We start from the raw sequence: 14,412 nt of genomic DNA, 5'->3' as shown, positions 1-14,412 counted from the left end.
TAAAATGCGTACTCGATTAAAGCTGGGTGAAAATCAGGCGGGTTTTGTCCAGCATTTTCAATCGATGAGCATTATCCTCAGCCAAGCCTTTGGTGGGGACGGAAAGAAGGCCCAGGACGAGGCGCCGCGCGTGCCCGCCAATATTTCCGAAGCTCATGCTCAACTGGCAAGCGTATTTGGAAAGTAAATGGCAAACGACAAGCTCTCCTCGCAGATTGACCTCTCGGTCAGCCCAACCACCACGGCCAGCTGGGAACAGCTCGGCCGTCAGCTGCAGGGCGTCCAAACCAGCATGCGCCAGCTGGTGGACATGGTCACGAAGGGCTTGTCGTCCACGGATGCGCCGTTCATCCGTGATCTGCGCGCCGTCCAGAAGGAAATGGGGGGCATGCTCGCCGCCATGCGCGGCGGCAGCGTCGGCTCCCAGATCAACGCCGCGGCCGCCGCCGGCGACCTGAACACCCGGCGGTTCACCGATCAGGCGCAGTCCCTGCGCATGACCGAGAACCAGGTCAAGGCCCTACGCGAGTACAACCGCCTGGCCGAGAACACCGCACTCCTTGAGGAGTCGCAGGCCAAGCGCCGCTACGACACTATCGCCAAGACCAGCAACCTGCAGGAGCTGCAGTTCCGCCTGAAGGGCCGAGAGCTCGCAGTCATGGATGCGATCGCGCGCGGCGACACCAAGAAGCTCGACTCGCTGAATCGGCAAGTCGATGCCGTCAAGACGCAGATCAACGCCGTCCGAGACCTCGAGAAGGCCTGGGATTCGGCCCTCAAGGAGGACCGAGCCCGCACGGTGAAGTCCATGGCCGCCGCCAGCGCGCCGGCCGGCCTGACCCAAGAGCAGAAGGATGCCCAGATCATCTCGCGCGCGCAGAAGCTGGGCGTGCAGCGCATCACGTCGGACGGCGGCGCGAGCATCTTCGCCGTCCAGGCGGCTCTACTGTCGAACTACCTGGTCCTGAACCAAGTCCAGAGCAGCTTCCGGTTTGCGACCCAGTACTCGATCGAGTTCGAGAACGCACTGAAGACCCTGCAGGCCATTACGCAGTCGACCACGCCCCAGATGCGCGAGCTGCAGAGCGTGATCATGGACGTCTCCAACTCGACGCGCTTCAGCGCCGTGGAGATCGCGCAAGCAACCGTCACGCTCGGCCAGGCCGGCCTGTCGGTTGGGGAGATCCAGAAGTCGCTGAAGTCCATCACCCTGCTGGCCACCGCCACCGGGAGCGACCTCGGCAAAGCCGTGGATCTCGTGACGTCGGTCATGGGGTCCTACAAGATGACCGCCAGCGAGACCGGCCAGATCGCCGATATGGTGACCCAGGCCCTGAACCTGTCGAAGCTCGACATCGACAAGTTCCAGCTGGCCATCCAGTACGCGGGCAACACCGCCGCGCAGGCCGGCGTGCAGTTCGGTGAACTGCTCTCGGCCGTATCGGTGATGTCGAACACCGGCATCAAGTCCGGCTCGACGCTGGGTACCGGCGTCCGCCAGCTCATCTCGGATATCGAGAAGCCCACCAAGGAGTTCCAGGACACCCTGGCCCGCCTGGGCCTGACGGAAGCCGACGTCGACCTGAAGAGCCAGGGCCTCTACAACACCCTTCGGAACCTCCACGACGCCGGCTTCACCGCCTCAGACGCGCTGGGCTCGTTCGAGGTGCGCGCGGCCTCGGCATTTAACGCCCTGAACGCCAACCTGGACAGCCTGAAGGACTTCGAGCAGGACCTGAACAATACCGGGGCCGCCGCGCGCGCCAATGCGACGCAGATGGACAGTCTCGGTGCAACCATCGACCGCTTCCGTTCGCAGGCTGGCCTGCTGGCTTCGACGGCCTTCAAACCGCTGCTGGATGGCTTCAAGGAATTCTTGAACCTGGCCACCAACGTAATGATTACGCTGCGTGACCTGGGCCCGGCCACCCAGATCCTGGCCACTGCCATCGGCGCGGCCGGCCTCGGCTTGGCCTTCGGGCAACTGTTCAAGCTGGGCGCCGGCCTAGTCGGAGTGCTGACGACCGCCGCTCCCGTGGCTACGGCCGCCGGCGCCGCCCTCACCTCCATGGGTGGCGGTGCCGCCGCGGCCGCCGTCGGCATCCGGGGCCTGGCCGCCGCCGTGGCCGGCCTCGGCGCGGGCCCGCTTGGAATGCTCGTGGGTGTGCTGGCCGCTGTCGGCTTCGGGGCATATGCCACGATCAAGGCCAACGACGACCTGAAGCGCAGCTATGAGCAGGCCGCGACTGGCGTGAACCAGGTCAAGGACTCCATGACCGGTCAGCAGTCCACGATCGACGCCGTGTCGGCAAGCCTGGAGAACCTGCGCCGGCGCCAGACAAACATCAAGGACGAGGATCTCGCCGCCGAAGCTGAGAAAGTGGCGCGCCAGTTCGAGCAGTATGGCCGCACGCTGGACACCTCAGCCATCAAGTCGACCGATGACCTGATCGCCAAGCTGAAGGAGTTGCAGGCCCAACTGCGCCAGGAGTACGTTGCCAATTTCGGCACCCTCGACGCACAGCTGCGCAACAAATCGGCGCAGGCCGCCCTGATGATCGGGGAGCGCCAGAAGGAAGCCACCCTGGGAACGGCCAACGCTGGATCGAGCTTCTGGCAAGGCTGGAGCGGTATGGCCGAGTTGCCCGATGGCTCGAGCCGCGCCGGCGCCTACCTGCCTGGCCGCGGGATTGACCGTGCCCGCATTGCACCGATGCAGAGCTACCTGCGCGCGCTGGGTCTCACCGATGCCGATGCCCAAGCCTTTGGCTCCGCCCTGCAGCTGGCTCTCCCCGGCGGCAACACTGGCTCCACGCCGGAAGCCCAGGCCGCCGCCCTGAAGACCCTGCGGGGTGGTCAGAACGCCCTGACGCGCGCCCAGGAGCTGACCACGCGCGCCGGCATCGGCCAGGACGACGATACGCTCGAGCGTGTTGGCCGCATCAACTCGATGCTGGGCAACCTGTCGGAAAAGCTCGGCAACGTGGCCGCCGGCCTCGAGGAGATCTCGTCGATCGACCGCGAACTTAAGCGCAACGGCAAGGACCGCGAGTACGAGCAATTCGTCCAGCAGAACCCGGAAGCGCAAGATATCCGCACCCGCATCGAGGCCATTCGTAAGGAATTCGACTCGGTCAAGTTCTCGTATCAGCTGCCGCGCGGCCGCACTGGCGCCGACGCCGTCTGGTCCCAGATGCTCGGCATCGAGAGCGGCGGCGACCAGGGCGCCGTCTCGAAAAAGGGCGCAGTCGGCGTGGCCCAGGTTATGAAGGCCACCGGCCCGGAAGCCGCCCGCCTGGCCGGCGTGGACTGGGACGAGAAGCTGTGGCGCACCGACGCCGCCTACAACGAGAAGATCGGACGAGCCTACTTCGATGAGCAGGTGCGCCAGTACGGCGGCAACACGACGCTGGGCGCCGCTGCCTACAACGCCGGCCCCGGCTCAGTGAACTCCTGGCTGAAGACGATCGGTGATCCCCGCCAGGGCCAGGTCACGGACTCGGAATTCGCCGCGAAGATCCCGTACACAGAGACCCGGGATTACATCTCGAAGATCTCGCGCGGCCTCGGCGCGCTCGGTAACCTTGACCGCTTCAACAACTCGCCGGCGCTTAACAACGCCTCCAGCCAGGCCTTCTCGGTGGAAGCCGACCTGAAGGCTCGCCTGAAGGAAGCCACGGACGCCGGCGATCTGGTCCGCCAGAAGCTGTATTCGACCCAGCTGTCGGAAATCTCCCGGATCACGTCCGAGTACAAGGCTGCGGCCGAGAAGGTGGCGAAGGCCGCCGAGCCGCTGCAGAAGGACGTCGAGTCGGCATCCAGCAAAGAGCTCGAGGCGCGCATCTCCGAAGCCCGCAAGCGCATGGAGAACGAGGGCAACCCGATCATCATCAAGCAAATTGGTGACGAGATCGCCTCCCTGGTGCGTGAGCAAGGCAACCGGGCGATCGAGGCTGCAAAGATCGGACACGCAAAGCCCGCCCCGGGCCAGGACTACAGCGACGAGGTCCGCGTCGAGATGGCCAAGGCCGCCTCTACCCGTGACGCCAACATCAAGGCCGAACAGGAGCGCACCATCGCGGCTATCCGCCGCCGGGAATCCCAGCTGACCGAGCTCGACCTGGCCAAGACCCTGCAGGAGCAGAACGAGCGGTACCAAACCGAAATCAGCGGCTTCAAGCAGCGCAACAAGGACCGCTCGACGGATCTGGCCGCCTATCTGAAGCGTGCAGACCTCCAGTCGGTCAGCCTGCAGCAGCAGAGCGCGATGATGTCTGACCCCCGCTTCTCCGGCCAGTACAGCAGCGTGCAGCGTGAGGACCTCGCCGTGCGCCAGGCCCAAGCCGAGGAGGACGCTCTCGAGCCGAAGCGCCGCGCGCTGGAGGCGTCGATTCAGGCCGCCCAGGCTGACGTGGTGGCGCTCACCGCCGGCATGAACGTCCGCCAGGAGCAGATCGAGGCCCTGACTGCTCGCAAGAAGGAACTGGACAGCTCGATGTCGAAGGACGACGACGCCGAGAAGGTCCGCATCACGCGCGAGCTGAACCAACTGATTTCGCAACAGACCACGGCGGAGTCCACCCGCGGTGAGATCGGCCGTCAGATCACGGACAACCTGGCGAAGGAGGAAACCCTCCGCGAGCGCATCTCGGCAATCCAGAACCGTGAGCAGCCCATGGACCTGCAGACCGGGATCAAGGCGGCCACCGACCAGTTCATGAAGAGCAACGATCCGATCAAGATGGGGATCGAAGGCTACTCCAGCCTGCTCGGCACGACGAAGAGCGCATTTGCGGACTTCTTCACCTCGCTGGCCGACGGTTCGGCGACGGCCGGCAACGCCTTCAAGACGTTTGCCACGACCATCATCAAGGCGATGATGGACATTCTCGCCCAGCAGCTGGCCATGCAAACGATCAAGAGCATCGTCGGCCTGGTGGGTTCGGTCTTCACCGCAGCAGGGGCCGCCTCCGGCGCAGCGGGGACGGATATGGGCGCGGGCTCGACGGCAGTGAACACTACCCCGGTGGACTGGGGTGGCACCGCCTTGGCGGCCACCGGTGGCCGGATCGGCTACGGGCCGCACGTGGTCACCGGGGGCTACCGCCGTATGGCGTCCGGCGGCAAGATCACCGGCGGCAACATCGGCCGGGACTCGGTGCACGTGCTGGCTCAACCCGGCGAAATCATGATGAATCGCTCGGCTGTCTCGGCCGTCGGCGAGGACTTCCTGCTGGGCCTGAACTCGATGGGCAACACCCAAGTCTCGAGGACGACCGCGGCGCCGCAGGCCCGGGACACCCAGGACAACCCTCGGGTGTTCAACGTCTGGGTTGTATCTCCGGACCAACAGCCAAGCATGGGCCCGAACGATGTAGTCGCGGTGATCTCGGACGACATCGCGCGTGGGGGCTCGGTCAAGAAGCTGATCAAGCAAGTTTCCCTGGGACAACTCTAATGGCAACACCAAAAGAAACCTTCCAGTTCCCCAACCACACGCAGTCTACCGCCTACCCCGAGTCGGGTAATCGGATGCAACTGGGGAACTCCTACGTTTTCGCCGCGCCCTCCCCGGCGCCGGATCAGCGCACCTTCACGCTGAACTTCGAATCGATGGCCTACTTTCTGGACGGCAACGGCAAGGTCTCCGAGCTGATCGATCCGGAGAAGAACGTCTACGCGCTCGAGTTGTTCTACCAGCGCCATCGGCTCCACAAGACGTTCATCTACCCACACCCCGTGCATGGGGAACTGGCCGTCAAGTTCAACAAGCCCCTGCAGGTGCCGCAGGGCCGCAAGGGCGGCGGGGGCTGGGTCGAATCCTTTTCCGTCGAACTGGTGGAGCAGCCGTGAAGGACGAACTGACAATCAAGCAGCGGGAAGACGCCTTTTCGCTCAACCCGGAGGGCATGGTCGAGCTGCTGCAGATCGACCTGGCTACCGGCCAGACGACCCTTCGCTTCAGCAAGAACCAGGAGCTCGAGTACTTGGGCGCCACCTGGGAAAGCGTGCCGTTCAACCTCGCCGAGGCTGGTGTCAACACTCAAGGCGAGGCCAGCCGGCCGAAGCTCTCTGTCGTGAACCCGGATGGCGCCTTCTCCGCATGGATTGCGCAAGGGGCCGCCGACAGCGCGCTGGTTACCCGGTACCGCATCCTTCAGTCGGATCTCGAGGCCGGCATCGCCGCGTACCAGAAGCGCGTCTGGCGGATCTCGAAACCCCTGTCGCTCTCCAAGAGCCTCGTCGTGTTTGAGTTACGGAGCCCGCTCGACGGCCAAGCCTTTGTCCTGCCGGGACGCGCCTTCTATCCGCCGGAGTTCTCGCATGTCTCTCTATGACACGTACGCGCACCTAGAGGGTCGGCCGTACGTCGACGGCCAAGACGACTGCTACGGCCTGGTGCGCCGCTACTACCGCGAACAATACGGCATGGCGCTCACCAACTACGCTCGCCCGATCGGATTCGATCGAGGCGGCCTGATGCTGCTGACCGACAACTTCATGCGAGAGGGCTTCCGCACCGTGGACTGCAGCTGGCGCGAGATTCAGATCGGAGACCTGTTCCTGATGAACATAGCCTCCCGGCACGGCGCCAACCACATCGGGGTGTACGTGGGCAACGGCTACCTGCTCCACCACCTGTACCAGCGCCCCTCGGTGGCGGACCCGCTAGACGAGAGGTGGAAGGCCCGCGTCCTGAACATCCTGCGCCATCCCGACGTGTTCGCCCTCAACAACCAGAAGCTGCAAAAAACCGACGCCCGCCTGCTACTACCCCCGCATCTCCGGAGCCGCTTTGAAAATCGATCAACTGAAAACCCGCTGGAATAACCAAGTCGAACGCTGTGGGTTCATTTTGAATAATGGGGATATCGTCGAGGTGGAGAATATCCACCCACAGCCGCATTTAGCCTTCGAGATTAATCCGGACGTCGTTATAAAATACCGGGATTCCGCTTGCGCCAGCTGGCATACCCATCCGACGACCGGCTCGAATTTGTCGGTCGAGGATTATCACCTGTTCTGCCAGTGGCCCCAATGGTTCCATTACATCGTCAGCGAGCACGACGTGTGGTGCTATTTCGTCAAAGATAACCGGGTGATTTTGCACGATGAAAACGATCCACCTCCACGGGGACCTGAAGTCCTTAGCGCCGGAGGGGCTTCAGATTGAAGCCGACACCCCGGCTGAAGTCATGTCCTTCCTGTCCAACCTGCCGGGGTTCCAACCGGTGAATGGGGTGAAGAAGGTCGTCCGCATCCGGGGTATCGAGAGCCGCGATGCCCTCTACAACAGGACCGACGTTGTCGACCTTCACATCGAACCGTACTTCGGCGGGGCCGGCGGTGGCACGAGCATCTTCCAGATCATCATCGGGGTGGTGCTTATCGTCGTGGGTATCATCGCCAGCCCGATCTCTGGGGGTAGCTCGCTCTCCATGACACAAGCCGGTCTGGTGATTATGAGCGGCGCGCTGATGGTCCTTGGCGGGGTGCTGCAGCTGCTGGCGCCCCAGCCGAAGACCGACGTGGCTTCGAGTTCCGGTCAGTCTAACCAGTATCTGCCGTCGGACCAGAACACCGTGAAGATCGGCACGCGCATCCCGCTGCTGCTCGGCCGCATCAAGCATGCCGGCCACTACCTGTCGTTCAATGTGACCGCCCAGGAGTGGGACGACTCGGCCTACGTCCTCCCGGGCTTCTGTAACTACAACGGCGAAGGCCAAGCCAACCGCTGCATGGTGTCCTCATGACCGATCTGTCCGAAGTGAAGAAGTTCGCCGGCGCGGGGGGTGGCGCCAAGAAAGGCAAGACCCCTACCCGCACCGCAGACAACCTGTTCTCGACCGATACCGTCGAAGCCGTCCTGGCCCTGAGCGAGGGGCCGATTCGAGGCCTGGTCGACGGCATGAAGAGCTTCAACGTCGGCGACACGCCGCTCATGACTGAGGACGGCTCGGTCATGTTCGACTCGTTCAATCTGGCCGTCTACTCCGGCAAGGATAATGACGCCCCGGTGGCCTACCGCTTCGGCGGTGAGGCCTCCAACTCACCCGTGGGCGTGCGTTTGCGTCAAGGCGCAGCGGTGTCGCGCACGACCGACTCCACGCTACGGGGCAAGGTTGACCGCCTCGAGGTCCGCCTGGTCTTCAACACGCTCTATCTCCAGAACGACGACGGCGTCTTCGAGGAGACCGCGCGCTTCCAGATTGCATACCGACCCGCGGCGCAAGCCGGTGCGTGGCAGTACTATCAGGGCTCGCAGGAAACCCAAGTCCGCGGCAAGACATCGTCGGGCTACCCGAAGGACTTTACGATCGACGTCCCTCGGATCAACGATGACTGGGTGGTCCAGATCACCAAGCTGAACCCTGAGGACAACACCTTCAGCTTCTGCGACGTCACCTGGGAAAGCTTCCAGATGATCACGACGCAGAGCCGGACGTACCAGAACGTCGCCCTGCTACACATCGTGGCCAAGGCCACCAGCCAGTTCAGTTCCGTGCCCGCATTCACTGGCGTGTACGATGGGATGCTGATGAAGGTCCCGACCACCTACAACCCGGACCTCCACTTCCACGATGAGGGTTCCGGGCCATGGAACGGCACGTTCAAGGAGGACTGGACCAACAACCCGGCCTGGATCCTCTACAACCTCATCACGAACCCGCGTTGGGGCTTTGCCAAGTACTACCCCACCATCACGGCGAACAAGTACGACTTCTACGCCGCAGCGAAATGGTGCGACGAACTGGTCCCTGACGGGAGGGGCGGCACGCAACCCCGGTACACCTACAACGAGGCGATCACGGAGAAGCGCAACGCTCTGGAGATGCTCACCTACATCGCCGGCGCCTTCAACGCGGTGGTGTTCGATGACGCCTCAGGGGCCGTCCACCTCCGTGTCGACCGGTGGACCGAGCCGACGATGCTTTTCACACCCGAGATGGTGGAGAACGGGGAGTTCCAATACACCTTCACCGACATCTCGACGCGCCACAACGACGTCACGGTGACCTTCGTCAACCCGGACCTGGACTGGCAAGACGACATCCGCGGCAACATCATCGACCAGTCGCAGATCGACAAGAATGGCCGGATCCCCCTCGAGTTCCGCGCCGTAGGTTGCACCGACGAACACGAGGCGCTGCGCCGTGCCTGCTACCGCCTGGTCACCGCATGCACCGAGGTGGCTACGGTCAACTTTAAGGTACCGCGCTGGGGCGTCCTGGTCGACCCGTACGACATCATCTATGTGGCCGACCCCGATGCGGGCTGGTCCACCGGCGGCCGGATCAAGTCCACCCAGGGCGACCGAATCTTTTTGCGTGACCCGCTTTACATGCCGACCATCAAGAACTTCACGATGAAGATTCAGACGGTAGAAGGCCTGCGCACGCTTGTGGTCCGGCCGGTCGTGTCGGGCAACGTTTATGAGCTGCAGATCATGGAGGGCAACCTGTTCGGCGCCACGGTGCCCGACCGGACCACGTTCACGATCGAAGAGAATGGTAGCTTCGGGTACGCCAAGCCGTTCCGAGTGCTGAGCATCCAGGAGGTAGAGGGTAGCCCTAACGCGTACACGGTGTCCGCGCTAGAGATCAACGTCAACAAGTACGCCGCCGCCGACAACTGCCAGCCGGTGGGATCGGTCCAGTATTCGTTCAAGAACCCGAAAGTCCCCCCGAGCCCCCTGAACCTCGTGCTTGAGAGCGGCACGAAGCACCTGCAGATTGGTCAGGACGGCGTGATCAACGCACGCATCTACGCCGAGTGGCAGGCGCCCACCGGTGTCATGATCGACCACTACGAGGTGTCGTACCGCGCGTCAGCGGACGACAATTGGATCTCCGCGCCGGACGCCTATGGAGAGTCAGCCTATCTGACGCCGGTGCAAACCGGTGTGCAGTATGACGTCATGATCGAAGCCGTCAACGCGCTGGGCTTCCGATCGCTGCCGACCGTCATCTTCGGCCACACCGTGGTCGGCAAGACGGAGCCGCCCTCGGACGTGACCAACTTCCGGATCACCCGTCGGCCAACGGACCTGTTGCTGCAGTGGGATCCGATTACCGACCTGGATGCGTTCGGATATGAGCTTCGGCAAGGCCCGTCATGGGACCTCGGCACAGTCCTGACGACGGACCTTAGCGCCACGGCCTTCGTCCACGACCAGAGCGAGAAAGGGGTCTACCCCTACCACATTCGTGCGATCGACACGTCCGGGAATTACTCGCGGAACGTGACGACCTTCGTGCTTGAGCTCGTGGCCCCGGAACCGGTGGAGGGCTTCTTCGCCGTGCCGTCGGGTAGTCGCCTGGAGTTCCATTGGAAGCCGAACGCGGAAAAGAATATTGCCGGGTACGAAATCCGCGAGGGCAGCACCTGGGGTATTGCCCAGTTCATCGCCCAGGTCACGGCCACCAGCTACTCGATCCCATCGGGCAGCTTCGGTACCCGCATGTTCTGGATCAAGGCGATCGCCGCCCCGGGCATCTATTCGGACGTGGCCGTTTTCACGAACAACGAGATCGCCGAGCCGACAGACACGAACGTGGTCTTCTATTCGGACCAGAAGGCTGAGGGCTTCCCCGGCATCCGGCACAACATGAAGGTGTTCGGCACGTCGGATCTGACGATGGAGGATGGGGCGCGGCGTTCCGAGTACCTTTTCCAGGTCTCGTTGCCCGACACCTACCGCGCGCGGAACACCGTGATCTTCAATATGGAAGCGCGCCGGGACCTCCCCTATACCTGGGAGGACGCGAGCTTCAGCTGGGACTCGCTGCAGGCTCAAGTCCCCTGGGCCTACGAGGGTGACCTCGACTCGCTTTCGGCCGAGATCCAGATGGCGCAGAGGGTAGGCCTCGTGCCGTCCCGGGGCGACGTGGAGGGGTGGCGCCTGGGGGGGAACCTGAATCCGCTGACGAGCAACAGCTCACTCGAGTTCTCGAGCCACGTCACGTATGCCCCCGATGGCCGGTACGGCCAAGGCGCCATGGTGGGGGACTTTACGCAGGCCAGCTGGCTCACCACCCTTCCCGCTCAGTTCCACTTCAGCTTCTGGATCCGTCCGAAGCTGATCTGCGACACCACCTACCTGCGGCTGATCGGCAAGTATGGCCCAGAGGAGCTGCGGGTGGTTTATTACACCCGCTCGAAGGCATTTGTCCTCGAAGACACCACGGGCCAGGTGATCGAGGTGCCGTACGACCTGCAGGAAGATACGCCGACCTGTATCGGGATTGTCCAGCGCGCGGCAAGCCGGAGCCTGTTCATTGCTAGCATGGATCTCAACACCACCGGCCAGGGCACGAAGAATTTCACCCCCCTAGCGACTTTCGGAAAGGTCAGGATTTATTAACCGTTATTAACCGGTAACCTATAATCACCATAATCCGCGCTATCCGGCGCGGATTTTCTTTGAGTATTAATTGGCCATTATTTAGCATCTCCGGATCATATTCGGAGTCGATAATGGACATTAAGCAAGAGGTCAGGATGCACGGCTCGGGCACTTTCGTGCTCGAAAAGGCAAACGGGGAATTCGAAGTCCACGTCAAGGATAATATTATCGTCGATGTCGGTTTCGATCTGATCTGCGACTGTATCGGCAAAGCCACTGGCCGGCCAAACGTCGTCTCCCACATCGCGCTGGGCACCGGCACAACCGCCGCCGCCGCCGTCCAAACCTCCTTGGTCAACGAACTGAGCCGCCTGCCCGCCACCTACGCCCACGCGGCGGGCACCAAGGTCTTCACCATGACCGCGACCTTCATCGAAGGCGTGGCCACCGGCGCCATCACAGAGGCGGGCGTTCTCAACGCCGCTTCGGGCGGCACCCTCCTGGACCGCGTGGTCTTCCCGGTGATCAACAAGGGTGCCGACGACAAGCTGACCGCCACGTTCACCTTCACTTTGACGTAAGGGCGGGGATGGCCACCACCATCACGGAAACCCCGGAGTTGGACTACACCTGGGAAACCGCCGACTTCACCTGGAACAGCCAGCAGGCGGGGCTTCGTACGTGGGAAAACGCGCACGTAGCAAGGTGGGGATTCGACAGCACCGAGATGGTGGTGATTTCCGATCAGCTTGCGAAAGCGACCGACAAGTTGACGCGCGAGAACTTTGCCCTTCTGGAAGCGATTCGCAAGAGCACCGACCTCAGCCCACAGGAACTACTCGGAATCCGGGGGTGCTACGTCGACAACGTGGCCTTTCAACTTCGGGTCGTTGAGACAGTCTCGATGCTAGAGAAGGCGGGCCGGGGGATCTCTATCCCCTTCACCGAGTCCTTCTCCCTGAGCGAGTCAGAGCAAAAGACTATCGGGCTGAGCGCGTCAGAAGCACTGAACCTGCTCGAGGTATTCTCGCGCGCCGTCGACTGGCGCCTGGCTCCGGGCGAGCAAGTCGGCATCACAGTGGTTGAGGGTCGGCACCCCCAACTGGGGAGGAATGAGTCCCTCGCGATCTCTGAAAAAAGCAATCGGGAGATCGGCCTCGGTAAGAACGAGTTGCTCGCGTTTGCGGAGGTGTTCGGCCGGACGGTGGTTTTCAAGCGAGCCATCGCTGAGGGGCTGACTGCGGCGGACTCACTGAGCAAAGCCTACGAGATGGAGCAGGCCGAAGCAGTGCGGCTTGTCGAAGCGCTGATGCGCAATCCGAACGCCGTCGTATCGGACATGCTGGTCTCCAACCAGGACGTCACCTTCCAAGACTTCCTGCGCATCGTCAACACCGGCCGGATCCCCGGATATGGCGACTTTCGGACGTTCGTGCAAGGGGACTATGAGTACAGCGAGGCGATGTTCCGCGTGTTGCTCGATGCCACATCCAGCGACCGAGGGTCGATCAGCGATCTGAAGGTAAGCGTTGACGTGCCGGATGTCTTTGACCGCGGCATGGCATTCATCGAGGATGCCGAAAATGGTCTATACGTCCAGTTTTCGCGGCCGTTCCACATCACACCCGAGATGTCGATGCTGCTCAAGGGCGGCACCACCCTAGCCTTCCCCAAGCTCATCACCCTGGACCAATACGGTTTCACCGTGAAGCTCTTCGACAAGAACGACGTCGCTGTGACCGGCTCCGTGAGCTGGTCCGCGCATGGATACTGAAATGCAAGGTTACGCTCCCATCCCCGCTGGCACGACGCTCAAGAACAGCCTGGCTCTCCTCCAAGCGAACGACGACGCCGCCATCTCGAACAACTCCGGCACGGCCTTCCCCACCGACAACCTGCTGGTAGGGATGACGTGCTTCCGCACCGATCTCCAGCTCATGCACACGCTGGTGAGCACCAATCCTGTCACGTGGGTGGCACAGAAGTATCTGTCTGTGGACGGGGGAGCAGTGGACTTCCTGAGGATCGGCAGTTCAGCAGATGACTCGAGCGGTGCGAAGCTCCAGACCACCGGTTCCGTGAGCGTCAATCGCCTGAACGGTGAGGGGCGGATTCTGGTAGGCCAGAACGACGGCTATTTCTACGGCGACGCCTCCAAGGCGGGTTGGAAATCGCCCACCAGAGGCACCTGGTACTACGACTTCACTGCACAGAACCTGTTTGTCCAAACGAATCAGGTATGGCACTCCGGCAACTTCGATCCCACGGCGAAATTGAGTCTCGCTGGGGGCACTATGACCGGGGACCTCACGCTGAAGGGTAATGCGTCCAACGCGCTACACGCTGTGCCGAAGCAGCAGCTTGACGCGGCCGTGGGCACGGGCAAGAACGGCTTCGGTTCGCGCACGGTATCTGCTGCAGACCCAAGCGGCGGAGCTGACGGCGATATCTGGTACCAGGTGTAGCGATGGGACGCATTCTCGTAAATAGTGGCGGAGCATGGACGCCAGCGAAACGTATCCTCGTCAAGGATGCCGGTGCATGGAAAGAGGCCAAGAAGGTCTTCATTAACGACAACGGCACCTGGCGCAGGATCTTCGCGCAAGAGCCTCGCGTCGTTCTGACGGCGGCGCGCTTTGATTGGGTGATGGTAGATGCCCCAAATTACCACCACTGGACGACTTACGGTTGGAACCTCCCAACCAACTGGTACCCCGGCTCGTCAGCCGTGCCGTACAACGTGACGCAGACCGGCTCGGGGGGAATCTCCCCAGGCGCCGTGGGGGCTGCTGTGTTGACCGGATTCGGGCAACGAGTTCAGGTCTCGACCGGTAACACCCTCGAGTTTGAATTCCAGTTCGACCGGAAATTCACTGACTTCACCGGAATCACCCTCAAGGGAATCTATGTCCCGAAGGCGACCATTACAACCATTTTCGGCATATTCAACTCTGAGATCGCTGACACGTACAGGGTGTGGCGATTCGGCGCGTCAGCAGCCCCCACGCTGAGTATTGCGCTAGGCGAAGTTGTACCGATCACCTTCAACGGGGTCACCCTCTAAG

12 protein-coding genes are annotated in these 14,412 nt (G+C 62.4%); all 12 read left to right on the top strand.

Going from position 1 to position 14,412, the window contains the following annotated elements; genetic code table 11:
* The first annotated feature begins 4 nt into the window (after window positions 1–4).
* The 12 genes from ABDB81_RS09595 to ABDB81_RS09540 all read left to right on the top strand — a co-directional run bounded on the left by ABDB81_RS09595 (window position 5) and on the right by ABDB81_RS09540 (window position 14,411).
* The gene (locus ABDB81_RS09595) at window positions 5–187 is read left to right on the top strand and encodes a hypothetical protein (protein WP_346810758.1); all 183 of its coding nucleotides are present in this window, start codon (window positions 5–7) and stop codon (window positions 185–187) included.
* Window positions 188–5,458: a phage tail tape measure protein gene (locus tag ABDB81_RS09590; RefSeq protein ID WP_346810755.1), complete on the top strand. Its 5,271-nt coding sequence runs from the start codon at window positions 188–190 to the stop codon at window positions 5,456–5,458. It begins immediately after the preceding gene.
* Complete coding sequence (locus tag ABDB81_RS09585; RefSeq protein WP_346810753.1) at window positions 5,458–5,853, top strand: hypothetical protein; 396 nt, start codon at window positions 5,458–5,460, stop codon at window positions 5,851–5,853. The genes ABDB81_RS09590 and ABDB81_RS09585 overlap by 1 nt, the downstream gene beginning before the upstream one ends.
* Window positions 5,850–6,338, top strand: coding sequence for a hypothetical protein (locus tag ABDB81_RS09580; RefSeq protein WP_346810751.1), 489 nt, complete (start codon window positions 5,850–5,852; stop codon window positions 6,336–6,338). The genes ABDB81_RS09585 and ABDB81_RS09580 overlap by 4 nt, the downstream gene beginning before the upstream one ends.
* The gene (locus ABDB81_RS09575) at window positions 6,325–6,831 is read left to right on the top strand and encodes an NlpC/P60 family protein (RefSeq protein ID WP_346810749.1); all 507 of its coding nucleotides are present in this window, start codon (window positions 6,325–6,327) and stop codon (window positions 6,829–6,831) included. Before ABDB81_RS09580 ends, ABDB81_RS09575 begins: the two co-directional genes overlap by 14 nt.
* Window positions 6,797–7,174 carry a hypothetical protein gene (locus tag ABDB81_RS09570; protein WP_346810747.1) on the top strand — a complete coding sequence of 126 codons (378 nt, stop codon included), beginning with the start codon at window positions 6,797–6,799 and terminating at the stop codon, window positions 7,172–7,174. Before ABDB81_RS09575 ends, ABDB81_RS09570 begins: the two co-directional genes overlap by 35 nt.
* Window positions 7,113–7,754 (top strand): hypothetical protein, encoded by a 642-nt coding sequence (locus ABDB81_RS09565; RefSeq protein WP_346810745.1) that lies wholly within the window; start codon window positions 7,113–7,115, stop codon window positions 7,752–7,754. Before ABDB81_RS09570 ends, ABDB81_RS09565 begins: the two co-directional genes overlap by 62 nt.
* Window positions 7,751–11,365: a phage tail protein gene (locus tag ABDB81_RS09560; RefSeq protein ID WP_346810744.1), complete on the top strand. Its 3,615-nt coding sequence runs from the start codon at window positions 7,751–7,753 to the stop codon at window positions 11,363–11,365. Before ABDB81_RS09565 ends, ABDB81_RS09560 begins: the two co-directional genes overlap by 4 nt.
* A 113-nt stretch (window positions 11,366–11,478) precedes the next feature.
* Window positions 11,479–11,928: a hypothetical protein gene (locus ABDB81_RS09555; protein ID WP_346810742.1), complete on the top strand. Its 450-nt coding sequence runs from the start codon at window positions 11,479–11,481 to the stop codon at window positions 11,926–11,928.
* Between the two features lie 8 nt (window positions 11,929–11,936).
* Window positions 11,937–13,121 carry a hypothetical protein gene (locus ABDB81_RS09550; RefSeq protein WP_346810740.1) on the top strand — a complete coding sequence of 395 codons (1,185 nt, stop codon included), beginning with the start codon at window positions 11,937–11,939 and terminating at the stop codon, window positions 13,119–13,121.
* Between the two features lies 1 nt (window position 13,122).
* Window positions 13,123–13,812 (top strand): hypothetical protein, encoded by a 690-nt coding sequence (locus tag ABDB81_RS09545; RefSeq protein ID WP_346810738.1) that lies wholly within the window; start codon window positions 13,123–13,125, stop codon window positions 13,810–13,812.
* A gap of 2 nt (window positions 13,813–13,814) precedes the next feature.
* Window positions 13,815–14,411, top strand: a complete 597-nt coding sequence (locus tag ABDB81_RS09540; RefSeq protein WP_346810736.1) for a hypothetical protein — start codon at window positions 13,815–13,817, stop codon at window positions 14,409–14,411.
* Window position 14,412: the final 1 nt, after the last annotated feature.

The sequence above is a fragment of the Cupriavidus sp. DL-D2 genome (assembly GCF_039710735.1).
Classification (GTDB): Bacteria; Pseudomonadota; Gammaproteobacteria; order Burkholderiales; family Burkholderiaceae; genus Cupriavidus.
Note: the sequence above shows the minus strand (reverse complement) of the source record. Positions and strands in the feature narration are given on the sequence as shown.